25 protein-coding genes, 1 pseudogene and 1 riboswitch are annotated in these 26090 nt (G+C 69.5%); of the genes and pseudogenes, 19 read left to right on the forward strand and 7 right to left on the reverse strand.

Going from position 1 to position 26090, the window contains the following annotated elements:
• Positions 1–3: 3 nt before the first annotated feature.
• The 3 genes from AB8K43_RS11825 to guaA are packed head-to-tail and all read left to right on the forward strand — an operon-like array spanning position 4 to position 2868.
• A complete protein-coding gene (locus AB8K43_RS11825) occupies positions 4–801 on the forward strand; it encodes an SURF1 family protein (RefSeq protein WP_370894404.1) in 798 nt (265 codons plus the stop codon).
• A 6-nt stretch (positions 802–807) separates the two neighbouring features.
• The gene (locus AB8K43_RS11830) at positions 808–1236 is read left to right on the forward strand and encodes a DUF3817 domain-containing protein (protein WP_370894405.1); all 429 of its coding nucleotides are present in this window, start codon (positions 808–810) and stop codon (positions 1234–1236) included.
• A 54-nt stretch (positions 1237–1290) separates the two neighbouring features.
• Positions 1291–2868, forward strand: a complete 1578-nt coding sequence (gene guaA, locus AB8K43_RS11835) for a glutamine-hydrolyzing GMP synthase (protein WP_370894406.1) — start codon at positions 1291–1293, stop codon at positions 2866–2868.
• A 135-nt stretch (positions 2869–3003) separates the two neighbouring features.
• On the opposite strand, the gene AB8K43_RS11840 is transcribed toward guaA, so the two are convergent.
• On the reverse strand, positions 3004–3504 hold the full coding sequence (locus AB8K43_RS11840) for a hypothetical protein (protein WP_370894407.1): 501 nt from the start codon (positions 3502–3504) through the stop codon (positions 3004–3006).
• A 121-nt stretch (positions 3505–3625) separates the two neighbouring features.
• On the opposite strand from AB8K43_RS11840, the gene AB8K43_RS11845 reads away from it, so the two are divergent.
• From AB8K43_RS11845 to AB8K43_RS11855, 3 genes are read left to right on the forward strand one after another with little or no spacing between them, the layout of a single operon-like run.
• On the forward strand, positions 3626–4342 hold the full coding sequence (locus tag AB8K43_RS11845; RefSeq protein WP_370894408.1) for a lysophospholipid acyltransferase family protein: 717 nt from the start codon (positions 3626–3628) through the stop codon (positions 4340–4342).
• Between the two features lie 9 nt (positions 4343–4351).
• Positions 4352–5686, forward strand: coding sequence for a MurT ligase domain-containing protein (locus AB8K43_RS11850; RefSeq protein WP_370894409.1), 1335 nt, complete (start codon positions 4352–4354; stop codon positions 5684–5686).
• Positions 5683–6480 carry a type 1 glutamine amidotransferase gene (locus AB8K43_RS11855; RefSeq protein WP_370894410.1) on the forward strand — a complete coding sequence of 266 codons (798 nt, stop codon included), beginning with the start codon at positions 5683–5685 and terminating at the stop codon, positions 6478–6480. The genes AB8K43_RS11850 and AB8K43_RS11855 overlap by 4 nt, the downstream gene beginning before the upstream one ends.
• An 11-nt stretch (positions 6481–6491) precedes the next feature.
• Here the strand turns inward: AB8K43_RS11855 and AB8K43_RS11860 are convergent, their stop codons facing one another.
• Positions 6492–7592: a YbhN family protein gene (locus AB8K43_RS11860; protein ID WP_370894411.1), complete on the reverse strand. Its 1101-nt coding sequence runs from the start codon at positions 7590–7592 to the stop codon at positions 6492–6494.
• Positions 7589–8437: a PIG-L deacetylase family protein gene (locus AB8K43_RS11865; RefSeq protein ID WP_370894412.1), complete on the reverse strand. Its 849-nt coding sequence runs from the start codon at positions 8435–8437 to the stop codon at positions 7589–7591. The genes AB8K43_RS11860 and AB8K43_RS11865 overlap by 4 nt, the downstream gene beginning before the upstream one ends.
• A gap of 26 nt (positions 8438–8463) precedes the next feature.
• Between AB8K43_RS11865 and AB8K43_RS11870 the strand changes: the two genes are divergently transcribed.
• The 4 genes and pseudogenes from AB8K43_RS11870 to AB8K43_RS11885 form a co-directional block, all read left to right on the forward strand.
• A complete protein-coding gene (locus AB8K43_RS11870) occupies positions 8464–9618 on the forward strand; it encodes a glycosyltransferase family 4 protein (protein ID WP_370894413.1) in 1155 nt (384 codons plus the stop codon).
• Positions 9615–10343, forward strand: coding sequence for an NUDIX hydrolase (locus AB8K43_RS11875; protein ID WP_370894414.1), 729 nt, complete (start codon positions 9615–9617; stop codon positions 10341–10343). Before AB8K43_RS11870 ends, AB8K43_RS11875 begins: the two co-directional genes overlap by 4 nt.
• A gap of 30 nt (positions 10344–10373) precedes the next feature.
• Entirely contained in the window at positions 10374–10718 is a 345-nt protein-coding gene (locus AB8K43_RS11880) for a hypothetical protein (RefSeq protein ID WP_370894415.1), read from the forward strand.
• A 48-nt stretch (positions 10719–10766) separates the two neighbouring features.
• Positions 10767–10880 (forward strand): annotated as a pseudogene (locus AB8K43_RS11885) (DUF664 domain-containing protein); the annotation flags it as partial.
• A 50-nt stretch (positions 10881–10930) separates the two neighbouring features.
• Here AB8K43_RS11885 and AB8K43_RS11890 read toward each other — a convergent pair.
• Together AB8K43_RS11890 and AB8K43_RS11895 are read right to left on the reverse strand one after the other, a co-directional pair.
• Entirely contained in the window at positions 10931–11917 is a 987-nt protein-coding gene (locus AB8K43_RS11890) for a quinone oxidoreductase (RefSeq protein WP_370894416.1), read from the reverse strand.
• A 28-nt stretch (positions 11918–11945) separates the two neighbouring features.
• On the reverse strand, positions 11946–12776 hold the full coding sequence (locus tag AB8K43_RS11895; RefSeq protein WP_370894417.1) for a uracil-DNA glycosylase: 831 nt from the start codon (positions 12774–12776) through the stop codon (positions 11946–11948).
• Between the two features lie 39 nt (positions 12777–12815).
• On the opposite strand from AB8K43_RS11895, the gene AB8K43_RS11900 reads away from it, so the two are divergent.
• Positions 12816–13742, forward strand: coding sequence for an NAD(P)/FAD-dependent oxidoreductase (locus AB8K43_RS11900; protein WP_370894418.1), 927 nt, complete (start codon positions 12816–12818; stop codon positions 13740–13742).
• Between the two features lie 54 nt (positions 13743–13796).
• On the forward strand, positions 13797–16208 hold the full coding sequence (gene pcrA, locus AB8K43_RS11905; protein WP_370894419.1) for a DNA helicase PcrA: 2412 nt from the start codon (positions 13797–13799) through the stop codon (positions 16206–16208).
• 81 nt (positions 16209–16289) lie between these two features.
• Here pcrA and AB8K43_RS11910 read toward each other — a convergent pair whose 3' ends face one another.
• Positions 16290–17123, reverse strand: a complete 834-nt coding sequence (locus tag AB8K43_RS11910; protein WP_370894420.1) for a M23 family metallopeptidase — start codon at positions 17121–17123, stop codon at positions 16290–16292.
• A gap of 165 nt (positions 17124–17288) precedes the next feature.
• Positions 17289–18311, reverse strand: a complete 1023-nt coding sequence (locus AB8K43_RS11915) for an esterase/lipase family protein (RefSeq protein ID WP_370894421.1) — start codon at positions 18309–18311, stop codon at positions 17289–17291.
• Between the two features lie 291 nt (positions 18312–18602).
• Between AB8K43_RS11915 and sucC the strand changes: the two genes are divergently transcribed.
• From sucC to AB8K43_RS11950, 7 genes are all read left to right on the forward strand, one after another.
• On the forward strand, positions 18603–19784 hold the full coding sequence (gene sucC / locus AB8K43_RS11920) for an ADP-forming succinate--CoA ligase subunit beta (protein WP_370894422.1): 1182 nt from the start codon (positions 18603–18605) through the stop codon (positions 19782–19784).
• A gap of 20 nt (positions 19785–19804) precedes the next feature.
• Positions 19805–20695, forward strand: coding sequence for a succinate--CoA ligase subunit alpha (gene sucD, locus AB8K43_RS11925; protein WP_370894423.1), 891 nt, complete (start codon positions 19805–19807; stop codon positions 20693–20695).
• A 187-nt stretch (positions 20696–20882) separates the two neighbouring features.
• A riboswitch (FMN riboswitch) is annotated at positions 20883–21022 on the forward strand.
• Between the two features lie 155 nt (positions 21023–21177).
• Positions 21178–22275, forward strand: a complete 1098-nt coding sequence (ribD, locus tag AB8K43_RS11930; protein WP_370894424.1) for a bifunctional diaminohydroxyphosphoribosylaminopyrimidine deaminase/5-amino-6-(5-phosphoribosylamino)uracil reductase RibD — start codon at positions 21178–21180, stop codon at positions 22273–22275.
• A gap of 17 nt (positions 22276–22292) precedes the next feature.
• Positions 22293–22901 (forward strand): riboflavin synthase, encoded by a 609-nt coding sequence (locus AB8K43_RS11935; RefSeq protein WP_370894425.1) that lies wholly within the window; start codon positions 22293–22295, stop codon positions 22899–22901.
• The gene (locus AB8K43_RS11940; RefSeq protein ID WP_370894426.1) at positions 22898–24151 is read left to right on the forward strand and encodes a bifunctional 3,4-dihydroxy-2-butanone-4-phosphate synthase/GTP cyclohydrolase II; all 1254 of its coding nucleotides are present in this window, start codon (positions 22898–22900) and stop codon (positions 24149–24151) included. The genes AB8K43_RS11935 and AB8K43_RS11940 overlap by 4 nt, the downstream gene beginning before the upstream one ends.
• On the forward strand, positions 24148–24633 hold the full coding sequence (gene ribH / locus AB8K43_RS11945; protein ID WP_370894427.1) for a 6,7-dimethyl-8-ribityllumazine synthase: 486 nt from the start codon (positions 24148–24150) through the stop codon (positions 24631–24633). Before AB8K43_RS11940 ends, ribH begins: the two co-directional genes overlap by 4 nt.
• 226 nt (positions 24634–24859) lie before the next feature.
• Complete coding sequence (locus tag AB8K43_RS11950; protein ID WP_370894428.1) at positions 24860–26032, forward strand: DUF6350 family protein; 1173 nt, start codon at positions 24860–24862, stop codon at positions 26030–26032.
• The last annotated feature ends 58 nt before the right edge of the window (positions 26033–26090 follow it).

Here is a 26090-nt window from a genome sequence, read left to right on the forward strand (position 1 = left end):
GTGGTGCTGAGGACCGCGACCCGACCTCGGTGGCTGGGCCTGTTGCTCGTCGCCATCGCGCTCGCCGTCCTCGCCTTTTATCTCGGGCGGTGGCAGTACCAAGTCGCCTATGACACCGAGCGGGTCAAGGTCGTCGAGGCGGCTGCCGAGCGGGATGTGCGTCCGCTCGATGACGTGCTCGCGCCGCGCGCCGCCTTCCCGGACGATGGTTCGGGCCAGCGGGTGAGCGCCACCGGACACTACGTCGCCGAAGGCCAACGGCTCATCACCGTGCGCCTCCTCGATGGCCGTGAGGGGGGTTGGGTCCTCGATCAGTTCGTCGTCGATCACACGGGGGCGAACCTGCCGATCGTGCGTGGGTGGATCGCGAAGGGGGCGGACGCGCCGCCGCCGCCCACGGGGACGGTGACCCTCATCGGATCGCTCGCGCCGGGCGAGGCGCCGGACGAGCGGGGGGTGCCCGAGGGGCAGATGACCTCGATTGACCTCGCGAGCCTCGTGAACCAATGGCCGGGAGATATCTATAACGCCTTCGCCTTCGCGGTCGATGAAGAGGTCGGCGGCGCGCCGGTCGCGGCCTCCGGTCTGGAGCGGGTTCCGCCCCCGCTCCCGGACGTCGAACTGAACTGGCGCAATGTGATGTACGCCGTCCAGTGGTGGTGCTTCGGTGGCTTCGCCATCTGGATGTGGCTGAAGATGGTGCGGCAGGCCGCCCGCCAGGAACGCGAGGACGGCCTCGCCCGTCAAGACCAAGGCGACCCATCGGAGCTCCCGGTGGCCGCCGCACGCAAGGAGAGTTGATTCATCGTGAGCAGTCACGAGCCGGTACCGCACGACATCGCCCCAGAGGATGCGCCGCGCGATCCGAAGGCCGCGCCCCGCGACCCGCAGGCCGCGTCGCCCGGGACCCAGCCTGGCATCACGGCGTCACCGCAGGCGATCGCCTCGGCCCTGACCTTCTTCCGCTACTCGGCGATCGCCGCCGGTATCGCCATGTTCATCTTGATCGTGGAGATGGTGCTGAATTACGGCTTCGGCAATGACGTGCTCATGTGGTGGAGCCCGGTTCACGGCCTGATCTTCATGGTCTTCGCCGTCGCGACCGCGAACCTCGGCTTCAAGGTCGGCTGGAGCCTCTGGCGGATGATCCGGGTCCTGATCTGGGCCTGCATCCCCTTCGTTGCCTTCATCGAGGAGCGTCGCGTCACCGAAGAGGTCACGCCGCTCACCCGCTAGCGGCGGCCTTAGCCCGGTCCGTTAGGAGGGCGCCACGAGGGTAGCCTGACCTGCGTGACGGAATCCTTGCAGCACGCGCCGGTCGTGGTCGTCGACTTCGGTGCCCAGTACGCCCAACTGATCGCCCGCCGCGTGCGCGAGGCCCAGGTCTATAGCGAGGTCGTGCCGTACACGATGAGTGCGGCCGACATCCTCGCCAAGGAGCCGGCCGCGATCGTGCTCTCGGGTGGCCCCTCGTCGGTCTACGAAGAGGGCGCGCCGAGCCTTGACCCGCAGATCCTGCACGCCGGGGTGCCCGTCTTCGGCATGTGTTACGGCTTCCAGGCGATGGCTCAGGCCCTCGGGGGGACGGTTGCCAAGACCGGCCTGCGGGAGTACGGCAACACCCGCGCCGACATCACCGACACCCACTCGACCCTGTTCAATGGCCAGCCCGCCGACCAGTCGGTGTGGATGAGCCACGGCGACTCCGTGAGTGAGGCCCCCGACGGGATGCGCGTCACCGCGACCACGTCGGGTGCGCCCGTCGCCGCCTTCGAAGATGACGAGCGTCGCCTCTACGGCGTCCAGTGGCACCCGGAGGTCATGCACTCCACCTTCGGCCAGCGCGTCTTGGAGAACTTCCTCCACCGCGGCGCTGGCCTCGGGTCGGACTGGACCCCGGGCAATGTCGTCGAGGATCAGGTCGCCGCGATCCGCGAGGTCGTCGGCGAGGACCGGGTCCTGTGTGCCCTCTCCGGTGGCGTCGACTCCTCGGTGGCCGCTGCCCTGGTGCAGCGGGCCGTCGGCGACCAGTTGACGTGCGTCTTCGTCGATCACGGGCTGCTCCGTCAGGGCGAGGCCGAGCAGGTCGAAGAGGAGTTCGTCGCCGCGACCGGGGTCGACCTGGTCGTCGTGGACGCCAAGGACCGCTTCTTGGAGGCGCTCGCCGGTGTCACCGACCCGGAAACGAAGCGCAAGATCATCGGCCGGGAGTTCATCCGCGTCTTTGAGCAGGCCGCCCGTGATGTCGTGCAGGACCGGGGCGACATTGAGCACCCGGTGAAGTGGCTCGTCCAGGGCACCTTGTACCCGGACGTCGTCGAGTCCGGCGGCGGCAGCGGCGCCGCGAATATCAAGAGCCACCACAACGTCGGTGGTCTGCCCGATGACCTGCAGTTCGAGCTGATCGAGCCCCTGCGCGCGCTCTTTAAGGACGAGGTCCGTCAGGTCGGGCTCGAGCTCGGCGTCCCCGAGGCGATCGTCTGGCGCCAGCCCTTCCCGGGCCCGGGACTCGGGATCCGGATCATCGGCGAGGTCACCGAGGACAATCTCGACATCCTGCGCCGCGCCGACGCGATCGCTCGCGCCGAACTCACCGAGGCCGGCCTCGACCGGGAGATCTGGCAGTGCCCGGTGGTGCTGCTCGCCGACGTCCGCTCGGTCGGCGTGCAAGGCGATGGCCGCACCTACGGCCACCCGATCGTGCTGCGCCCGGTAAGCTCTGAAGACGCGATGACTGCCGACTGGACTCGCGTGCCCCACGAGGTGCTCGCGAAGATCTCCAATCGCATCACCAATGAGGTCCCTGAGGTCAACCGCGTCGTGCTCGATGTGACGAGCAAGCCGCCGGGCACCATCGAGTGGGAGTAGGAGCGCCGCCCGGCGCTCGCTGACCCGCTCCGTCCGGGGCGAGGCTCCCCCTTCGACGGTGTCGCGGTTGGTGTGCTGTGGCGCGGCTATTGCCGCGTTGGATGACGTTTTCCCCGGCGGGCGAGCTGACCCGGCTCAGAGGAACATCGCCCCGACCGAGCAGAGAATGAGCGGCGCGAAGATCACCAGGAGCATCGCGATGAGCACGCCGAGGCCCGGCCGCTTTTGCTTCTCGTAGCCGATGGCGCCGCGCGTGAACTGGTGGTAGGGCGTCGCGTAAAACACCGGGACGGTCTGCCCAGCGGCCACATCGACGTCGAGCTCGGCCTGACCGTAAGTGCGCAGCCACTGGGTGGAGAGCGCCACCGTGTGCCGTCCGGCCGGGACCGGGATCGTGTTGAGGCCGAAGTTCGCCGGGATCGGGTAACCGTTGAAGGTCACCTTGGGGACAACCAGGCTCGTCGTCACCTGATTGCCCTGCAGGGTAAGCGCGATCGCGCCGTACCCCGGAGGAAATCCGCCCCCTGCCCAGTTCCCCGAAGGGGGAGTCTGAGCGGGCTGGCCGTGATGTGGCGCGGGTGAGTTCGGGGGCGGACCCCAGGGCGAAGGGGGTGGCGTGGCGCCGTCGTGGCTCATGGCTGAAAACCCTACGAGAGTCTGGCGTCCCGCGAGCAGTCCCGCCCTAACAGCCGGGACGGGCACCGACGAAAAGGGGCGCATGTGGTGCACGTCACGACGTCGCCTAGTCTTGATCGTCGTGGGCAGTCCGAGAGGCATCCGATTCACCGAGAAGTTGCTGCGCGAGGTCCTCGTCGGCCCGGGCCTTCGGGCCCTCACCCGCCTCACCGTCGAAGGCGCCGAACACGTCCCCGCGACTGGCCCGGTGATCATCGCGAGCAACCACCTCTCCTTCATCGACAGCATGATCATCCCGATCGCGGCCGGACGGCCGGTCGGCTTCCTCGGGAAATCGGAGTACTTCACCGGGACCGGCCCCGGAGGCTGGGCGACCCGGACCTGGTTCACCGCCTTCGGGACGATCCCGGTCGATCGGGAGGACGCCCGAGCCGCCGCTCGCTCCCTGGAGCTCGCCGAGGCTCACCTCGCGACCGGAGGCGCCTTCGGGATCTACCCCGAGGGGACACGTTCTCGCGACGGTCGGCTCCACCGAGGACGCACAGGTGTCGCCCGGCTCGCGCTCGCGAGCGGGGCCACCCTGGTCCCGTGCGCGCTCGTCGGCACCGACCGGGTCCAGCCACCTGGGGCGAAGGGGGTCCGCCCGGCGAAGGTGGCCGTTCGGTTCGCCCCGCCCGTCGACGTCGCCGCGTTGGAGCGTCAGTTCGTTAAGGGCAAGTTGCTCCGGGCGATCACGGATTCGGTGATGGATGCGATCGCGGAGCGCTCACCGCAGGAGCGCTCGGCGATCTATGCGAGCGACGTGGGGAACGACGGAGACGGCGCCACCGGCGGGTAGGGTGCAACGGTGCTGAGAACGACCGCCGCCGTACTCGCTGGGAAGGCCGCCCGAGGACTCGCCCGCATGAGAGGCGGCGGGTCCGCCCTTCCGGGCCTCGTGGCCGAGCGGGTCGACCCCGACTTCCTCGCCAACGCGCTCTCGCAGGTCCGCGGCGGCATCGTCGTGGTGAGCGGGACCAATGGCAAGACGACCACCACGAAGATGCTGGTCGCGGTGCTCCGCGAACACGGCCGCGAGGTCTTTACCAACCCGACGGGCTCCAATTTCACCCGCGGCGTCATCTCGGCGATGCTCGGCGATCTGCCCATGGGCGGACGCCTTCGGGCCGACATGGCGGTGCTCGAGCTCGACGAGGCACACGCCCTGCATTTCGCGGCCGCGGTCCGCCCGACGCACTCGCTGCTGCTCAACGTCGCCCGCGACCAACTCGACCGCTTCGCCGAGATCGACCACACGGCTGGCCTCCTTCGACGCCTCGCGGAGCAGACCACCGAAGGCGTCGTGCTCAACGTCGACGACCCGTATGTCAACACCATCGCTCCGCAACTCACGGGGGACGTCGCGATCCGCTGGTTCGGGTTGGACGCCTCGATCCACGACCGGCTGGGCGAGCTCCAAGAGGAGGACGTGCGCGAGGGACAGGGGTACACCCCGCCCCCCGCCGGCCGCGATGACGGCTTCCTGCGGCCCGAAAGTCAGCGCGAGATGACCATCCTCTTCGGCCGCGAGGGCGAAGGGGGTCAGGTCGGCCCCGTCGAGCTCAAGCAGCGTGGTCTCGCCGCCATGATCAACGCGACGGCGGCGACCACCACGGCCCGCCTGCTCCTCGGCGACGCCTTCGACCCTCGGGCCGCCGAGCGGGCCCTCGCCACCGTGCGTCCCCCCTTCGGTCGCGGCGAGATGATCGATGCCGACGGCCAACCCTTGGAGCTGGTCCTCGTCAAAAACCCCGCCGGATTCACCGTCGCGCTCGGGACATATGCCGAAGATCCCGTCGCGTCGATGATCGCGATCAACGACGATTACGCCGATGGCCGTGATGTGTCCTGGCTCTACGACGTCTCCTTCGAATCGTTGCAGGAGAAGGGGGTTGCGCTCACCTCGGGCGTGCGCGGCTGGGATATGGCGTTGCGCCTGCAGTACGACGATGTGCCGGTCGGTGGGACGGACGTGGACCTGGAGCGCGCGCTGAAGCGGTTCCTCGCCGACCACCCGAACGAACCCAAGCGGATCTTTTGCACCTACACGGCGATGCTCGCCCTGCGCAGGATGCTCGCCGCGCGATACGACCTCCCCGAGATGGGCGAGGACGCCACGACTGTGAGCGGAGCGAACCGATGAGCGACCCCCGCGATATTGCGATTTTCGGTGAACCGGCCGGGTCCGCGCTGCCGGCCACGCCGGGGCGCGAGGGCAAGGGCGTGATCAACCTCGTGCACATGTACCCCCGGGAGATGAGCATCTACGGGGACCTCGGCAACACCCGCTGCCTCGCGGCGCGGATCCGACGGCACGGCTATGTGCCGGTCGTCCACCAGCACCACCCCGGCATGGAGGTGCCCCGCGATGCGCACCTGATCGTCGGCGGTGGTGGTCAGGACTCCGGCCAGGTGAAGGTCGAAGACGATCTCGAGGCGAACGCCGACACCCTGCGCGGGCTGGCCGCCGATGGTGTCCCGATGCTGATGGTCTGCGGGATGTACCAGCTCTTCGGCAATGCCTTCATCACCGTCGAGGGCAAGGAACTGCCGGGCCTGAAGATCCTCGATGTCACGACGCGTGGCAACGCCTCGCGGATGATCGGGCCGGTGGTGCTCAGCACCGATGTTGGCGATGTCGTCGGCTACGAAAACCACTCGGGCTCAACCGAACTCGGCTCGGGGCAGGCCCCCTTCGGTCGGGTCCGGCATGGCTATGGCAACAACGAGCAGTCGGGGACCGAAGGTGCCGTGAGGGATCACGTGGTGGGGACCTACCTCCACGGGCCGGTGCTGCCCGCCAACCCGGGTCTCGCCGACGCTCTCATCGGGTGGGCGGCGGAGCAGGCGACGGGCCGCCCCTTCGAGCCCGGTCAACTCGATGACGCCGTCGCCCGCGAGGCTCAGCAGCGCCAGGTGCGTCGCCTCCTCGACTGATCCTGAAGGGGTCAGCCGGCGTCGGCGATCTCGGCGGCGTCCGCCTTCGGCATGATCGACCAGGCGAGCCATCCGAGGGCGCCGAGCGGGATCTCCATGATGTGCGTGTAGATCGAGAAGAGGACCACGCAGGCCATCGCGGTCGCCGGGTCGGCGCCCCAGGCGACGAGGGCGGCGGCGGTCCCGGTCTCGGTGACCCCGAGGCCTCCGGGAGTGATTCCGACCGCGGTCAGCAGGCGGCCGATGGCGAAGGCGGCGAAGAGCTGGCCGTAGGGGAGTGTCACGCCGGTGACCTGGGCGCAGAGCACGAAGAGGATGTAGTAGAAGCCGAAGAATCCGGCCATCCCGAGGGTCATCGGCAGCCACCCCTTGCGGACCACACCGGTGATCCGCGAGCGCATGCCGAGGAGGGCATTTTCGTAGCGTCGCGGCTCGGCCTTATGCCGCAGCACCTGCGTCACGAGGACATCAACCCCGTGCCCGACCACGCGCGCCACCCGGCTCGAAAAGAGGGCCCCGACGAAGACCGCCATGATGCCGATCCCGGTGATCGACCCCGCGATGGCGGCCTCGCGCATGACCGGCGGCAGATTGGTCGCGCCGATCGACAAGGTGATGATCGCGACGACGGGCAGGGCGACCCGAGCGAGCACATTCCAGACGCCGGTCACGATCGCCATCGTCGTCACGCTGGCATTAGAAAAACCCCAGGATCTCCCGATCGAGTAGGTCGCAGCGAGCCCGACCGCGCCGCCGCCGGGGAGGAGGTTTGAGACCGACGACCCGCAGACATTCATCACGAGCGCGCGCGGGTGCGACAGGCCGGGCATCGCCCCGGTCATCACGAAGGTGTAGCAGTAGAGCCCGACGATGACGAGCGCCGCGAACCCGATGCCCTGCCAGAGGGTCACCGTGCCAAGGACCTGCCACACGCTCGACCAGGTCGTCTTGGCGAAGTGGGGCAGCCCCCAGATGAGCATGACGATGGCCAAGACCAGGCCGATCGTCGCCTGGATGATCCGCTTGGGGGAGTAACGGGCCTTGGCGGAGATCTCCGTGGGATCGGGCTCGCCGGGAAGGGGGGCGGTCGGTGCCCCCTTCGTGCCGGTCACGAGAGGTCCTCGAAGATGTCGTGGCGGATCGGGGATCCCGCGGGCAGGGCCGGGTCGCGATACCACTCGCGGCCGAAGACGAGGTCGTAGAGCGGCCGCGGGATCTTCAGCAGCATCCCGAGCGTGCGGTCCCCATCGTCGGCGCTCGCCTGGCTGGCGTGGGCGCGCATCGAGGACCGTTTCGCCCCGATCTGTCGGCGCACCGAAATCCGGTGGGTGACCTCCGCCCGCGCCGAAAAGGCTCGGTCGAAGGAGGAGCGGTCAAACTCGGGCGGGAAGCGGTAGACCTTGGCGGCGAGGTCGATGGCGCGACAGATCGCATCGCGCGGGATGGTGGCCTCGAGGACCCGCACGCGGTGGCCGCGTTCGGCGGCGAGTTCCGCGGCGCGGGCCCCCACTTCGTGGACCCGGACGTGATCGCGGTGGCCGTAACCGCCGTTGCGGTCATAGGTGAGCAGGACGTCAGCGTCCTCCTCGAGGAGGACATCACGCACGCGCTCGGCGGCCTCGTCGAGGGGGACGCGGACAAAGCGGACCTGGCCCGCCGGGTCGGGGAAGACCTCCGGGCCGCTGCCGCTGTCGGCATACCCCAGTTCGACGACCCGGGCCACGCCGAGGGCCTCGGCACTCGCGCGTACCTCGCGGTGGCGGGTGGCGGCGAGCTCGGCTCCCTTCGACCCGTAGGAGTCAGCGGCGAGGCCGAGGGCACCGTCGGTCGCGATCACGAGGACGACCCGGTGCCCCTGCGCCGCCGCGCGCGCCATCGTCCCCGAGGTCAGCAGCGCTTCGTCGTCGGGGTGCGCGTGCAAGGCCACGAGGGTGCGGGAGGTCTGGGCGGACATCATCGCTGGACACCCTCCCACAGGTCGGCATGGCAGGCTTGGACCTCGTGAAGGTTGCGCTGCTCTCGGACTGCTACCCGCCCCGTACGGGTGGGATCGAGTCGCAGGTGAGTGACCTGGCGCGGCAGTTGCGCGCGGCCGGTCACGAGGTGGAGGTCTTCACCGCGACCCCCGGTCCGGAGGGCCAGCGCGATGGCGCCATCGAAGATGACCACGGGATCCCCGTGCACCGCATGGCGATTCGCCTGCCCGGCGACCTCCCGGTCAACCCGCTGGCGCCACCGGAGGTCCGCCGACGGCTCCTCGACGGGGGCTTTGATGTCGCCCACGTGCACATGGGGGTGGTCTCGCCCTTCGCGTGGGATATGGCTCGGGTGACGACCGGGATTCAGCTGCCGACCGCCCTCACCTGGCACTGCGTCCTCGACCGGATGACCGTGCCGATGCGGGCGACCGGCGCGGTCCAGCGCTGGGTGGACCGCGGCGCCGTCGCGAGCGCGGTCTCGGGATTTGCTGCCGAAGGGGTGCGCGCTGTCCTTGGTGCCGAGGCCCCGGTCGCCGTGCTGCCGAACGGGATCGACCCGACCGTCTGGGTGCCCCCTGCTGGCGAGGACGCGCCAGGACCCCATCGTCCGATCCGGATGATCAGCGCGATGCGCTTCGCGGCGCGCAAGCGACCGGGCGCGCTGGTGCACATCATCGAGCGGGCGCTCGCGCAGCTCCGCCCAGGTGCCCTCACCCTTGAGATCGTCGGCGACGGGCCGTTGTACTCTCGGGTGAGCCATGAGGTGGAGCGGCTCGGCCTCGCCGACGTGATCACTCTCCCGGGGCGGGTGAGCCGGGCCGAGCTCGCCGAGCGCTATCACCGCGCCGATGTCTATGTGTCGCCAACGCGGTTGGAGGCCTTTGGCATCGCGGTCCTGGAGGCCCGCACGGCCGGGCTGGCGGTCGTGGGCCGCGCCGACTCCGGCGTGCGGGATGTCATCACCGATGGGGTGTCGGGGCTGCTCGTCGACTCCGACGAGGCCTTCGTCGAGGCGGTGGTGCGGATCGTGCGCGACGACGCGCTGCGCACCTCGATCATCGAGCACAACCGGAGCGTGCCGCCGGACCAGGTCTGGTCGCGCGTTGTGGACCAGGCCGAGACCGAGTACGCCCGCGCGATCCAAAAGATGTCCCGATGAACGGCCAGCCCGCCGTCGGACCCGGCGTCGAGATCGAGGTTATCTCCGGCGATGGGACGAGGGAGGTGATCCCCCTTCCGCATGGCGAGGACCCGACGGGAGTTCTTGCCGCTCATGGTTGGCACGAGCCGCGCTGGGAGCGAGCGGTCCGAGTGGCGCCAGAGCGCACTCGCCTGATCGCCGCTGCGACGAGGGGGCCGGAGCAGCCACTTGCCGCTGATCGTCCGCAGCCTCGGGATCCGGATCTTACGATCGCACCGGGGGAGCAGGCCCGAGCCCATCAGCGAGTTGCTGCGTACGCGTTGGTCGTCGCCGAGCGACGGCTCCTGCTGACCCAACTCTCGTCTCGGGTCCACCTTGTCCCCGGGCACTGGAATCTGCCGGGCGGCGGGATTGACCCCGGCGAAGACCCGGCCGACGCGGTCGTGCGCGAGGTCTGGGAGGAGACCGGGCAGCGTCTGGCCGTGACCGGCCTCTACCGCGTGCAGTCCCAGCATTGGTTGGGGCGGGCGCCGTCGGGGGCATTGGAGGATTTCCATGCGGTGCGGTTGATCTACTGCGGCACCGTGGCCGAGCCGAGCGAACCCGTCTTGCACGATGTCGGGGGATCGACCGCGGCCGCGCGCTGGGTGAGCGCCGCCGAACTCGACGCGCTGCCCCTGGTCGTCTCGGTGCGGCAACTACGGGGCACCATCCATCGTTTGATGGACTCCTCTGAAGGGTGACCGGGCGCAACACCACGTAGCCTGGGGCCCATGTCTGCCCTCCACATGGTCCTTTACATCATCCACATGCTTGCCATGGTGGCGATCGTGATCGCGCCGGCGATCTCCGGCGGCAAGCCCTCCCTGCTGCAGGTCTGGGGTGCGCGGATCCAGCTGCTCATCGGCCTCGCGCTGGTCGGGGTGATGGAGGGGATGGGCGACGCCGACCTCAACCACATGAAGATCGGCGTCAAGCTGCTGATCTCGATCGCGGTCGTCGCGCTCTGCGAGATCTCCTGGGCCAAGGCCAAGCGCGGTGAGGTTAAGCTGCCGCCGCTGCCGTGGATCGCCGCGGGTCTCGCCGTCGTCAACGCCGTGATTGCCTTCGTCTGGTAATTCGGTTGACCGGCCGGACCGCCGCGCAGCGTACGCGGTAAGCGGCATGGCAACGCCGTCAATCTGCGCTGGATCCTCGTGCACTTAGTCGAGGAGTACGCCCGGCACCTTGGCCACATGGACCTGCTGCGCGAGCGGGTCGACGGGCGAACCGGCTACTGACCCCACCGGGCCGTGCTCGCACCAGCGCCCGAAGGGCGCGGCCGAAAAGGCTAGGGCAGGAGCAGCAGTTTGCCGCTGCTGCGGCGCCCTTCGAGGTCGGCGTAAGCCTGCGCGGCGTCCTCGAAGTAGTACTGGCCGCCGACCGAGACCTGCAGAGTTCCGTCGGCGACGGCGGAGAGGACCCGATCGCTGCGTGCGAGGAGGTCATCGCGGCTCGCGACGTAATGCCCGAGCGAGGGTCGAGTGACGAAGAGGGAGCCCCCCGAGTTGAGGCGTTGCAGGTCGAAGGGGGGAACCGCGCCGCTCGAAGCCCCGAAAAGCACCATCATCCCGAGGGGGCGCAGCGAGGCCAGCGAGGCATCGAAGGTCGCGGCACCGACCCCGTCGTAGACGACGTCGACGCCGCGACCGCCGTTGCTCTCGCGGACGGCCGCGGCCAGTTCGGATGCGGTGTCATAGTCGGCGTAGTCCAGCGCGGCGCTAGCTCCGAGGGAGAGCGCGAGCTCGCGTTTGGCCGGGGTGCCGGCGGTGGCCATGACCGTCCCACCAAGGCGCGTGATCATCTGCACGAGCAACTGGCCCACCCCACCGGCGGCGGCATGGACGAGGGTCGAGACCCCCTCCGACACCGGGTAGGTCGTGTGGACCAGGTAGTCCGCGGTGAGACCTTGAAGGATCACCGCAGCCGCGGTCTCGAGCGGCACGTCATCGGGGACCGGCACGAGCCGGCTTGCGGGGACCAGGGCGTACTCGGCGGCAGCCCCGATCGACATCGCCCAGGCGACGCGATCCCCTTCGGTGACCTCGGTTACCTCCGGGCCGACCGCGGTGACCGTCCCCGCGCCTTCGTTGCCGAGGATGAAGGGGGTGTGGACCGGGTAGGCGCCCTCGCGCTGGTAGACGTCGATGAAGTTGACGCCGACCGCGGCCACCTTGATGACGACCTCGCCGCGACCGGGTTCGGGGATCGGATGATCTTCGACGGTGAGGACATCGCCGCCCCCGGGGTGAGTGACGACCAAGGCACGCATATCCATGGGTCGCCACGGTACCGACCGAGCGCGCTCAAAGGGAGGCGATCACGTCATCGAGCATCGCCTCGGTGAGGCGACCGGTGAAGGTGTTTTGTTGGCTGACGTGGTAGCTCCCGACCAGGGCTACTTCTCGGCCATCCGGGGTGCGCAGGGTCGCGCGGGCACCGTGACCGAAGCGTGGCTTGGGACTCGGTACCTCCCAACCAGCGTGCCGGACGGCCGCGAGCGCGCCGTCCCATCCAATCGACCCGAGGCAGAGGATCGAGCGGACGAAGGGGGCCGACAGCGCCAGGTCGGCGTCGAGCCAGGGCGCGCAGGTCGCCCGCTCGGTGGCCGTGGGTTTGTTTTGGGGTGGCGCACATCGCACGGTCGCGACGATCCGGACATCGCTCAGGGTGAGGCCATCGCCGGCGGCCCAGGAATCGGGTTGGCTCGCGTACCCCGCGCGGTGCAGGGCTCCGTAGAGCCAGTCGCCGCTGCGATCGCCGGTGAAGTTGCGGCCGGTGCGGTTCGCGCCATGCGCGGCGGGGGCGAGTCCGACGATGAGGATCGGGGCATCGACCGGACCGACGGCCGGGACCGGACGCCCCCAGTACGGCTGGTCGGAGTAGGCCGCGCGTTTGGTGAACGCCACCTCTTCGCGCCAGGCGACGAGGCGCGGGCAGGCGCAGCAGACCGAGATCCTGGCATCGAGCTCTTCCGGGCCGACCTCCGGGCGCGCGAGGCGGCGAACCTGAGCGGCGGTGCGCGCGATCGGCGTGTCAGCGTCGGCCGGATCGCCCGGCCAGCCGGTCCCGGGGAGGACCGGAGAAGTGAAGGCCACCCCCGTCACGGGGTGGGGGGCGGTGCTCCCTTCGTCCATGGCTGGACGGTACCCGGGTCGAGCGCGTCATGATGGGGCATGGACGTTGTGGTGATCGGGGCCGGGGTGGTCGGGCTGACCACCGCCTACGAACTCGCCGAGGCCGGTCACCGGGTCCAGGTGATCGCTCGCGATGACCCGCGCGAGACCGTCTCGGCGCTCGCGGGGGGACTGTGGTTCCCGTATCACGCGGCCCCGCGCGAGGTGATCCATGGCTGGGGGCTCACCTCGCTCGACCGTTTCGTCGCGCTCGCCGCCCATCCGGACACCGGCGTGCGGATCGCGCGTGGGGTGATGGCCGAGAGCGATCCCGACCCGTGGTGGCGTGCCGGGCTGACCGGCGTGCGCGAAGCCCGGGAGGAGGAGCGGCCGGCCGGCGCCCCCTTCGCGTTCGTGGCTCACCTGCCGCTCGTCACCACGACGATTCACCTCACCTGGCTGATGGCCCGCCTCGCCGAGAAGGGGGTGCCGGTGCGTCGGGGGGAGGTGCGCTCGCTGAGCGAGGCGCCAGGGGCCGATGTCATCGTGGTCGCAGCCGGTCTCGGCAGCGCCGACCTGGTGCCGGGGACCGGGCTCGCCCCCTCCCGCGGGCAGATCGTGCGCCTGGCAAACCCCGGTCTGAGCGACTGGCTCGTCGATGCCGAGCGCCCAGACGGCCTCACCTACGTCCTGCCCCATGGGGACTATGTCGTCTGCGGGGGCACCGATATCGAGGGCACCTGGGATACCGAGGTTGACCCCGAGACCGAAGCGCAGATCCTCGCCCGTGCCCGGGCCGCCATCCCCGCCCTTGCGCACGCGCCCGTGCTCTCCAGTGCCGTCGGACTGCGCCCCGTCGCGCCCCGGGTGAGGTTAGAGCGCGCGCTCATCGACGGGCGCGATGTGGTGCTGAACCTCGGCCACGGGGGCGCGGGCGTGACCTTGTCCTGGGGGTGCGCGGCCGCGGTCGCGAGTTTGCTCGCGTAAGGCGCACGCGGTGGCGGCCGCTGTCAGGACCGCGACCTAGACTCTCCCTTCGAGATGAGCACCCTCTTCGACAACCTCCCCGAGCCCGACCCGTCCTGGCAGCAGGCGGTGACGGCTGCTGGCGTGCCCACCTGGGCCACGGCCGAAGGGGGCGAAGCGGTGCCCCCCTCGCGCGAGACCAGCGCCGACCCCGAAGACCTCCTGGTCGGGCTCAATGATCGCCAGCGTGAGGCCGTCCTCCACACCGGGACCCCGCTGCTGATCGTCGCGGGGGCCGGGTCCGGCAAGACCCGGGTGCTCACCCACCGGATCGCCTATCTCCTCGCCGCCCGAGGGGTGCAGCCGGGGCAGATCCTCGCGATCACCTTTACCAATAAGGCCGCCGCGGAGATGCGTGAGCGGGTCGAGGCGCTCGTCGGACCGCGGTCGAAGGCCATGTGGGTGATGACCTTCCACTCCGCGTGCGTGCGGATCCTGCGCCGTGAGGCCTCCAAGATGGGGCTCAAGAGCTCCTTTTCGATCTACGACGCGGCCGACAGCCAGCGCCTCATGGCCCTCGTCATGCGCGATCTCGACCTGGACCCCAAGCGCTATCCGCCGCGGTCCTTCACCCACCAGGTGAGCAACCTCAAAAACGAGCTGATCGACGAGGAGACCTTCGCCGCCCGCGCCGGGACCGAAGGGAGCGGCACCCACCAGGAGCGGATGCTCGCCGAGGCGTACACGATGTACCAGCGGCGGCTGCGCCAGGCCAACGCGTTGGACTTCGACGACATCATCGCGACGACCGTCTACCTCTTCCAGGCCTTCCCGGATGTCGCTGAGCACTATCGGCGGCGCTTCCGGCACGTCATGGTCGACGAGTACCAGGACACCAACCACGCTCAGTACCAACTGATTCGAGAACTCGTCGGCGGGCACGCCGAGGCCGCGCCGACGAGCGCCGGCGCGCACGCAGTGGAGCCGAGCGAACTCGTCGTCGTCGGTGACGCCGACCAGTCGATCTATGCCTTCCGGGGTGCGACGATCCGCAATATCGAGGAGTTCGAGCAGGACTACCCCGATGCCACGACGATCCTGCTCGAGCAGAACTACCGCTCGACCCAGACCATCCTGACGGCCGCCAATGCCGTCATCGAGCGCAACGCCGCCCGCCGCAAGAAGAACCTGTGGAGCGACGCCGGCGAGGGCGCGCAGATCACGGGCTACGTCGCCGACAACGAGCACGACGAGGCGTCCTTCGTCGCGACGACCATCGACACCCTCGGCGACGAGCACGGCGTGCGCCCCTCCGATGTCGCGGTCTTCTACCGGACCAACGCTCAGTCGCGCGCGCTCGAAGAGGTCTTCGTGCGCGTTGGCCTGCCCTACAAGGTTGTCGGTGGCACGCGCTTCTATGAGCGGCGCGAGGTCAAGGACGCGCTCGCCTACCTACGGGTCCTCGCCAACCCCGAAGACACGGTCAACCTCCGCCGGATCGTCAACGTCCCGAAGCGCGGCATCGGCGATCGCGCGCAGGCGGCGGTCGCAGCCCTCGCCGAGCGCGAGCGCATCCCCTATATCGCCGCGCTCGGACGCGCCGAGGACGCCCCGGCGATCGCGACCCGCTCGGTGAGCGCCATCCGCGGCTTTACCAGCCTGCTGGAGGGCCTGGGTGAACTCCGCGACGGCGGCGCCGGCATCGGTGACCTGCTCGAAGCCGTGCTGGACCGCTCGGGCTACCTCACCGAACTGCGGGAGTCTCGCGACCCGCAGGACGAAACCCGCGTTGAAAACCTCGCCGAGTTGGTGGCCGTGGCCCGAGAGTTCGACGCCGCGCGGGCGGAGACCGGCGAGGTGATCAGTCTCGACGACTTCCTCGAGCAGGTGAGCCTCGTCGCCGATGCCGACGAGATCCCCGAGGAGCCCGAGGGCGAGGAGCAGGGCGTCGTCACCTTGATGACCCTCCATACCGCCAAGGGTCTGGAGTTCCCGGTGGTCTTCTTGACCGGCATGGAGGATGGGACCTTCCCGCACCAGCGCTCGCTCGGTAAGTCCAGTGAGCTCGAAGAGGAGCGGCGCCTCGCCTACGTGGGGATCACCCGGGCGCGCGAGCGCCTCCATGTCTCTCGCGCATCCGTGCGCTCGGCGTACGGTGCGCCCCAGTACAACCCAGCGAGCCGCTTCCTCGAAGAGATCCCTGAGCACCTCGTGCACTGGGAGCGCACCGGCCCGACGACGAGCATCGGTCGCTCGCAGGCTCCGGCCGTCGCGCGACTGGCTGCCCGCCCGGGGGTCCGTTCGCCGGGTAACCGGCCGGTCATCGCCCTTCAGTCAGGGGACCGGGTGACGCATGACTCCTTCGGCCTCGGCACCGTCGTGCGGGTCGAGGGGGAGGGCGACAAGGCCATGGCGCATGTCGACTTCGGAGTCGATACCGGCGTTAAGCGACTGCTCCTGCGGTACGCGCCGCTCGAAAAGCTCTAGACCGAGACCCTCGAGACGCGCGAAGGGCGAGCCGCCTCTGACATCGAGGTGGCTCGCCCTTCGCGGGTGATGGCTCGTGAATTAGCCGAGCATGCCGTGGTTCGCCATCCACGGGATCGGGTCGATCGGCGCGCCGCCACCGGGGTGGATCTCGAGGTGGAGGTGCGGGCCGGTGGACATCCCGGTGTTGCCGCTCTGGCCGACCGGGTCCCCGGAGGAGACGACCTGACCGACGGCGACCGAGACGGAGTTCATGTGGCCGTAGCGCGAGACGGTGCCGTCCCAGTACTCGATCTCGACGAGGTTGCCGTACCCGCTTTGCGCGCCGGCGAAGGTGACGGTGCCCTGGCTCATGGCGCGCAGCGGCGTCCCGACCGGGACCGAGAAGTCGACGCCCGCGTGGAGCCGGGTGACGCCGGTGACGGGGTGCTTACGCATGCCGAAGGGGGAGCCGGGGGAGACCTGCGAGGCGAGCGGGAAGACCCACGCCTTGCCTTCGCGCTCTTCCTTCTGCTTCTTCTCGGCCGCCTTCTTCGCGGCGAGCTCGGCGCGGGCCTTGCTACGCGCGGCGCGCTGCTGGTCTCGACCCTGGGTCTCCGCGGTCGCGCGGGTGTAGTCGCTGCGGCGCTCGGAGAGAGCGTTGTAGTCGGCGACGGCGTTGGCGGCCTCGCTGCGCGACTTCTCCGTCACGATCGGGTCGCCGAGCGGATTGATCCGGGCCGCGGCCTTGCTGGTGTCCGCCGGGAAGGGCGAAGACTGGGCTGCGGTCGCGCCGACAGCGGAGAGCACGAGGGTCGCAGCAGCGGCCGTCGGGACGGCGTAGCCGGGGCTCAGGCTGATGGGAAGGCGACGACCTTCGAGTCGGCGGCGCTCAGCCCGGGTCGGCGGCCGGTGTCGGCCAGCGTACTTCGTCATAGATCAGGGGTGTCCTCAGCAGGGGATTCTCGTTACGGACCGGGATGACTCTAGCGTGACCTGTTCGTTATCCAAAAACGACCCGGTGGATGAGTGTGGACAGTGGGTCGGACCAGCACCATCGGGCCTGGTCAGCGGGCCGATCGGGCCCCTCCGTGGCGCTCGTCACCGGCTCGCACCACGCCGCGCGGCGGTGATATCGGTGACCGATGCCGTGACCTGCCCGTCGCTATCGAGTTGGGCGAGGCTCGTCGAGATCTGGTGCACGACGCTCGGCAGGATCGGGAGGGAGAGGTGCCCGACGGCCTGGAGGGGCACATCGACCACGTCGAGATCGGGGTGGCGCAGTTGGGCCCCTTCCGAGGGCAGGACCGCCTCGTCGGTATCGGACCACATCGCGATGAAGCGGGTTCGACAGTTCGGGGCGGGTTGCTCCAGCTCCTTGAGCAGTGGGCTGCCGGGGCGGAGCTGACGGGCGATCCTCGTGGGCAACAGATGCGCCATCAAGGTGCCGTGGTGCGGCGAGCCGAGGGTGACGACGGTGTGGACCCTTTCGTCACCACCGAGGCGGGTCGTGTAGTACCGCGCCACCAGCCCGCCGAGGCTATGCGCGACGATGTGGATCCGCTCGTAGTGGGTCTCGGCGACGATCGCTTCGACCTCTTCGGCCAACTGTGCGGCGGCGGTCCGCACATCGCTCGTGCGGACCGAGTAGTTCATCGAGAACACCTGGGTGAAGCCCCGGCGTTGAAGCCCGCGCCGCAGCAGGGCGAAGATCGAGTGGTTATCGGCCATGCCGTGAAGGAGCAGGATCGGGGTCCCGGCTTCGGCGAGGCGGGCGATCACGAGGCCGCGCTGGATCGGGGGGAGGTGCTCGACCCGATAGCCGTGACCGGGCGAACCGTGGCGCGTGCCCTGAGCGCCGAAGGGGTAGAGCGCGACGTGGGTCGTGGCCCAGAGCGTCTCGACGATCGTGCCGACGAGGGCTTGCGGGGTGGCAAGGGCCCGGATCCGGTCCCGGACGGCGGCAATCAGCCCGGGTTGATCGGAGGTCACCCTGCCGGATGCGTCTGCCTCCCGCCGGTCGCCAAGGCCGGCGAAGCTCTTGACTGCGGGCGCCGCGGCGGTGCTGGCGCTTCCCGCAAGGCGCCGGATCGACTCCGGCACACACAGGTCAGGTGGACGCATAGTGACTTGACCGTAGCGGCCCGGTGACGGTTCGTCAGCCTCTTCGGTCACATTGGCGCGCAAACGGATTCACGTCAGGGCGCAGTCACTGCGCAGTTGCGGCCCGGGTGGGGGAGCGGTCGCGGCGCGGGGCTACGTTCGGAGCAGGGCGTCAGAGGTCCGCCCGCCGCCCGCCGCACGATCGGGGCCGCTAAGGGTGACGCATGCCCCCTTCGTCGGACCGGCCTCCTGGCGGGGACTAGGCTCGGGTATACACACCCGTTACTTCCAGTAGAGGACGGAAATACCTTCGTGGATCTCTTCGAGTACCAAGCACGCGATGTGTTCGAAAAGCACGGCGTCCCGGTCCTGGCCGGCGCCGTTGCCACCACCCCCGCCGAGGCCCGCGAGGCCGCCGAGAAGATCGGGGCAAACAGCGGCGGCGTGACCGTCGTGAAGGCCCAGGTCAAGACCGGTGGCCGCGGCAAGGCCGGCGGCGTCAAGGTCGCCAAGACCGCAGATGAGGCAGAGAAGTACGCGACCGACATCCTCGGCATGGACATCAAGGGCCACACGGTCCACAAGGTGATGATCGCCCAGGGCGCGCAGATCGCCGAGGAGTACTACTTCTCGATCCTGCTCGACCGCACGAACCGCTCCTACCTCGCGATGTGTTCCAAGGAGGGCGGCGTCGAGATCGAGCAGCTCGCCGAGGAGCGCCCCGAGGCCCTCGCCAAGGTCGAGGTCGACCCCAACGTCGGCATCGATGACGCCAAGGCCCAGGAGATCGTGGACGCGGCGGGCTTCGACGACGCCGACAAGCCGGCCCTGATCGACGCGATCAAGAAGCTGTGGGTCGTCTACCGCGAAGAGGACGCGACCCTGGTCGAGGTCAACCCGCTCGTGAAGACCGAGGGCGGCGAGATCATCGCCCTCGACGGCAAGGTCACCCTCGATGGCAACGCCGACTTCCGCCAGCCGGATCACGCGGCCCTTGAAGATGAGTTGTCGGCCGACCCGCTCGAGGCCAAGGCCAAGGAGAAGGGCCTCAACTACGTCAAGCTCGACGGCAACGTCGGCATCATCGGCAACGGCGCGGGCCTGGTCATGTCCACCCTCGATGTCGTCGCTTACTCCGGTGAGGACTACACCGACGGCGTGAGCGCCCCGGCGAACTTCCTCGACATCGGTGGCGGCGCCTCCGCGCAGGTCATGGCCGATGGCCTCGACATCATCCTCGGCGACGAGCAGGTCAAGTCCGTCTTCGTCAACGTCTTCGGTGGGATTACCGCCTGCGACGAGGTCGCCCGCGGCATCAAGGGCGCGCTCGAGACCCTCGGCGATGCGGCCACCAAGCCGCTCGTGGTGCGTCTCGATGGCAACGCCGTCGAAGAGGGTCGCGCGATCCTCGCCGAGTACAACCACCCGCTCGTGAGCATCGAAGAGACCATGGACGGCGCGGCCCGCAAGGCTGCCGAGCTGGCCGCGAAGTAAGGACAGGCGAGAAAACAGACATGGCTATCTTCCTCAACGCTGACTCCAAGGTCATCGTCCAGGGCATGACCGGCTCGGAGGGCATGAAGCACACCACGCGCATGCTCGCCTCCGGCACCGACATCGTCGGTGGCGTGAACCCGAAGAAGGCGGGCACCACCGTCGACTTCCCCGAGGGCCAGCAGGTCCCGGTCTACGGGACCGTCGCCGAGGCGATGGAGGCCACCGGGGCAAACGTCTCGGTCGTCTTCGTGCCCCCGGCTTTCGCGAAGTCCGCGGTCATCGAGGCCATCGACGCGGGCATCGAGCTCGCCGTGGTCATCACCGAGGGCATCGCGGTCAAGGACACCGCGGAGTTCTTCAACTACTCCAAGGGCAAGAGCACCCGGATCATCGGTCCGAACTGCCCCGGCCTGATCAGCCCCGGCAAGTCCAACGCGGGCATCATCCCGGCGAACATCGCCGGCGCCGGCCGCATTGGCCTCGTCTCGAAGTCGGGCACGCTCACCTACCAGATGATGTACGAGCTGCGGGACTTCGGCTTTTCCACCGGTGTCGGCATCGGCGGTGACCCGATCATCGGCACCACGCACATCGACTGCCTGGAAGCCTTCGAGGCCGACCCCGAGACCGACGCGATCGTGATGATCGGCGAGATCGGTGGCGACGCCGAGGAGCGCGCTGCCGACTACATCGCCAAGCACGTCACCAAGCCGGTCGTCGGGTACGTCGCGGGCTTCACCGCCCCGGAGGGCAAGACCATGGGCCACGCCGGCGCCATCGTCTCCGGCTCCTCGGGCACCGCGCAGGCGAAGAAGGAGGCCCTCGAGGCCGCCGGGGTCAAGGTCGGCAAGACGCCGTCGGAGACCGCTGAGCTGATGCGCGAGATCATGAAGGGGCTGCAGAAGTAGTCTCCGCCGGTTCTTTATCTGAAGAAGGGGGCTAAGCGACCTGGTCGCTTAGCCCCCTTCTTGCGTATCCGAACACCGCCGGCGCCCTTCTCTTCGCCGGAGATCGCGACGAGGGTGAGACCGGACACCTTGTCGCGGCACGACGCGGTCGTTGTCGTAGAGTCGGCGCCGTTAAGTACTGCGAAGTACGCGTGCTCCGGGGTCGGTGTAATTCCGAACCGGCGGTGATAGTCCGCGACCCCCGCCCATCGCGCCAGCGTTGGGCAGGGTTGAACCGGTGAAATTCCGGTACCGACGGTGAAAGTCCGGATGGGAGGCAGCACGCGGCCCTCGGCGTACGCGTCGCGTCCGACTCCCTCGGACGCGCGCGCGGGCGCCGACGACCGGCGACGCCTATGGCAGGCGCGTCGGCCCGGCCGCATGCCCTCTTCCTTCTCCCCGGTCCGCGCGGACCGATGTGAAAAGAGAGGGACGTGCCCCGCGTGGATCTGGAGCCAGTCGCAGCGGCGATGCGCCGCGCCGTGCAGCTCGCCGAACGCGGGCTCGGGGCAACGACCCCTAACCCCGTGGTCGGTTGCGTCATCCTCGCTGCCGACGGCTCGGTCATCGGCCAAGGCTGGCACGAGCGGGCGGGCGGGCCGCACGCCGAGATCCGGGCCCTCGCCGCCGCCGGCGAGCGGGCCCGTGGCGGGACGGCCGTTGTCACCCTCGAGCCCTGCACGCACACCGGTCGCACCGGGCCCTGCGCGGAGGTGCTGATCGCCGCGGGCGTGAGCCGCGTCGCGATCGGCGTGGCCGACCCGACCCCACGCGCGGGTGGGGGAGCCCAGCGGTTGCGTGAGGTCGGCATCGAGGTGATCGACGGGGTTGAAGCGCAGGCCTGCGAGGACGTCGCGCGACACTGGCTCACCGCCGTGCGCCGGGGGCGCCCGCGCGTCACCTGGAAGCTCGCGGCCACCCTGGACGGGCGCACCGCCGCCGCCGATGGGTCGAGCCGCTGGATCACGAGCGCCGAAGCCCGCGCCGACGTCCACCGGTTGCGCGCGCGCTGCGATGCGGTCCTCGTCGGTGCCGGGACCGTGCGCGCCGACGATCCGCACCTCGCCGTGCGGGGGATCGAGGGCGCACGCCAACCATTGCGCGTCGTGATCGACTCCGCGGGCGCGGTGCCCCCGACCGCTCGTGTGCTCGACGCCGCGGCGCCGACGCTCGTCATCGCCGGTGAGGACGCACCGGCGCAACAACTCCGACGGTTGCGCGACGCAGGAGTGGACGTCGCGGTGGTGCCAAACGCCGCGAAGGGGGTGGACCTCACCGCCGTCCTGGCCGAACTCGCCCGCCGCGAGGTGATCGACCTCGTCGTCGAAGGGGGTGCGCGCCTCGCCGGATCGCTCGTCTCGCTCGGTGTGGTTGACGAGGTCATCGCCTACCTCGCTCCGGTGCTGCTGGGCGCGGGCCCCGCGGCCCTGGGGTCGGCAGGGATCGAGACGATTGATGACGCGCTCCGCCTTCGACCCATCGACGTGACCCCCTTCGGGCCCGATATCCGCCTGACTGCCGTGACCACCCTGACGAACTAGAGGAGAACGCAGCAGAAATGTTCACCGGAATCATTGAAGAACTAGGCCGGGTAGAGCAGGTCACCCCGCTCGCGGACTCGGTACGCCTCACCGTGCGGGGCCCGAAGGTCACCGCCGACGTCGGTCATGGGGCGTCGATCGCCGTCGACGGAGTGTGTCTCACCGTGACCGACGAGCAGATCGAGGGCGGCGTCTTCACCGTCGATGTGATGGCCGAGACGCTGGCTCGGACCGCGCTCGCCGACGCTCGCGTCGGCTCGCCGGTCAACCTCGAGCGCCCCATGGTGTTGGGCGGTCGCCTCGACGGGCACCTCGTCCAGGGGCATGTCGACGGCACGGGAACGATCACCGACCGCGTCCCCGGTGAGCGATGGGAGGTCGTGCGGATCGCGATGCCTACCGAACTCGCCGGCTATGTCGTCGAAAAGGGGTCGATTGCCGTCGACGGCATCAGCCTGACCGTCGTCGAAGTGGGGGACGCCGACTTCACGGTGTCGCTGATCCCAACAACTCTGGCGCTCACCACATTGGGGCACAAGGGAATTGGTGACCGAGTGAATCTGGAGGTGGACGTGATCGCCAAGCACGTCGAACGCTTGCTCGCTGTCCGTGGAGGTGTGGCATGACCCCCTTCGCCACCATCGAGACCGCCCTCGCCGCGATCGCGGCCGGGCAACCGGTGCTCGTCGTCGATGACGAGGACAGGGAAAACGAGGGTGACATCATCTTCGCGGCCGACGCCGCGACCCCCGAGATCATGGGCGCCACCGTGCGCCATGGCTCCGGGGTGATCTGCGTGGCGATGACCGGCGCGGACCTCGACCGCCTCGGGCTGCCACCGATGACCGCGGTCAACGAGGACGCCAAGGGCACGGCCTACAGTGTCTCGGTCGATGCGCGGGACGGTGTCAGCACCGGGATCAGCGCGAGCGACCGGGCCCACACGGCGCGGGTGCTCGCCGATCCCGCAAGCACCCGCCACGACCTCACTCGCCCGGGTCATGTCTTCCCCCTGCGGGCGCGCGAAGGGGGCGTCCTCGTCCGCCGGGGCCACACCGAGGCGGCGGTGGATCTCGCGCGGCTCGCCGGGCGTGCCCCCGCCGGGGTGATCTGCGAGGTCGTGACCGATGACGGGGAGATGGCGCGTCTGCCGCAGTTGGTAGACCTGGCTCACGAGAAGGGGTGGCCGCTCATCTCGATCGAGGATCTCGCACGCTACCGCGCCCGCACCGAGTGCCAGGTCGAGCGGATCGGTCAGACCCGATTGCCTACGGGTGCAGGCGAATTCGCCGCGGTCGGCTATCGCAGTACCGTCGGGGGCGATGAGCAAATCGCCCTCGTCCGGGGCGATGTCGCGGGGCGTGAGGGCGTCCTGGTTCGCCTCCACAGCGAGTGCCTGACCGGAGATGTCTTCGGGTCGCGGCGCTGCGATTGCGGACCGCAGCTCGACGCGGCGATGCGCGAGGTCGTCGCGGCGGGAGCCGGCGTGATCGTCTACGCGCGCGGTCACGAAGGGCGGGGTATCGGCCTGGTCGAGAAGTTGCGCGCCTACGCCCTTCAGGACGCTGGTGCGGACACGGTCGATGCAAACGTTGACCTGGGCCTGCCTGCCGACGCCCGCGACTACACCGCGCAGGCGCAGATCCTGCGCGATCTTGGCGTCGGTTCCGTGCGCTTACTGACGAACAACCCCGCGAAGGTCGACGCCCTCACCCAGCTGGGGGTGGAGATCACCGAGCGGGTCCCCCTCCGCGCCGGAGTCACCGATGACAATCTCGCCTATCTGCGCACCAAGCACGCGCGGATGGGACATGACCTCCCATGGCTCGATACGGCGACACCTACTCACCCCCTGACGGAAGGACGACTGGCATGAGCGGCGATGGAGCGCCCACGATCACGATCGCCGAGGACGGCGCGGCCGAGCTATCGCTCGCCGTCGTCGCTTCCTCGTGGCATACCGAGGTGATGGACGGACTGATTGCCGGGGCGCTCGCGGCGATCGCCGAAGCGGGGGTGCCCACACCTCGGATCGTCCGGGTGCCGGGGAGCTTCGAGCTCCCGGTCGTCGCTGATGCGCTTGCGGAGGTCCATGACGCGGTGGTGGCGCTCGGGGTCGTCATCAGGGGCGGCACCCCCCACTTCGATTACGTGTGCTCGGCCGCGACCGACGGTCTCGCGCGGGTCGCTCTCGACCGGGCGACGCCGATCGGGTTCGGCTTGCTGACCTGTGACGATGAGAGTCAGGCGCTGGACCGCGCCGGTGTGCCGGGCTCCTCGGAGAGCAAAGGGCACGAAGCCGCGCAGGCGGCGATTGCGACGGCGCTCATCCTGCGCGGTCTCAGATCGGACCTGTAGGTCGGCAGCCGCCGATGTGTCGCAGACCACCCCGCGCGAAACCCCCACCGGGGAGGTGGTTTCGGTTTAGCCTTGGCGATACAGTGCCGGCCCGGTCGACCTCCCCCTGCTCCCGGGTCGGCGCTGCCTTATCTGCTCGCTTAGCCCCCGCCTCCGGCCGCGCAATCGCGGGCCTTCCCGGCGTTGCGCCACCTCATGATCGCCCCGGTCGGGGACGATGGGGGCAATGACCGTCATCGACAAGTTCCGCGCGGCGACCCAGACCGAAGACGCGCAGGGCGAGCAGGTACGACGCCGTGAGGTGTCGGCCGGGCTTGCTGGTGCGACGACCGCTCTCGGCGGGCTCGCCGTCTTCGCGCTGCTGGCCCTCGTCGGTGGGTTGATGGTCCCTCGGGCCGACGCCGGGTTTGGCGCGTCGATCGGCTCCGGCGCCGCCCTATGGCTCCTCGCAGGCGGGGCGCGCCTCGCCCTCGGCGAGGCGGTCATCGCTTTTACCCCGCTTTTTGGGGCGCTGGCCCTCGTCCTCGTGGCCCGCGGTGTCGCTCGGCGCACCCTCAGCGAAGAGGACGACTGGCGCACCGTCGGCGCGTGGTACGGCGGATACGCCGGGGTGGGGGCCACCGCCTGGCTGCTCGCGCTCGCGTCCCCGGTCACTCCGGTCGCGTGGAGCATGACCTTGCCGGTGCTGGTCTTGCCCGCGCTCGCTCTCCTCTCCTCGGGGCAACTCCCGCTCGGCACCCTGCGGTGGTGGGATCAGGCCCCCTTGGGGCTAAAGCGCGCTCTGCTCCCCGGAGCGAAGGGGGCGCTCGGTGCGGTCATCGTCTCGATGATGATCCTGGTCGCGGTCGCGGCGTGGAACTTCGAGCGGATCGGACACGTCCAGACCTCGCTGGCGCCGGGCTTCGCCGGAGGGCTGGTCCTCACGCTCCTGCAGATTTTGTACCTGCCGAATCTCGGACTCTGGGTGCTCTCGGTCGCTGCCGGCCCGGGGATGTCGATGACCGAAGGTGCGACGACGACCTGGTCCGGCGCCGAGGCCGGCGTCCTCCCGATGGTGCCGATCTTCGCCGCCCACCCGGACACCGGTAAGTTCCCGTGGTTCGTGGTGCTGCTCGTCCTGATCCCGGTGGCGATCGGCGCCTGGGTCGCGCTGACCGCCTTGCGGTCGGTGTCTCGGCTCGCGAGTACCCAAACGAAGCTCTCGACCGTGGCCTGGGCCCTAGTCGTCATGGCGCTCGCGATCACCGTGCTCGACCTTCTCGGTGGAGGCTCGCTCGGGACCCGCCGGCTCGCCGAGATCGGCGCCCCCGCGGGCGCGCTCGGGCTCGCGATCTTGGGCGAAGCCGCGATCGGCGGACTGATCGTGCTGGCGCGCGACTGGTGGCAGTTGCGCCGCTGAGGTGGTGCAGCCCTGCGCCCACCATCCATCGAGGGGGATGAGCGTAGCGCCTGCCCAC

The sequence above is a fragment of the Janibacter sp. GXQ6167 genome (assembly GCF_041365945.1).
Classification (GTDB): Bacteria; Actinomycetota; Actinomycetes; order Actinomycetales; family Dermatophilaceae; genus JBGFSK01.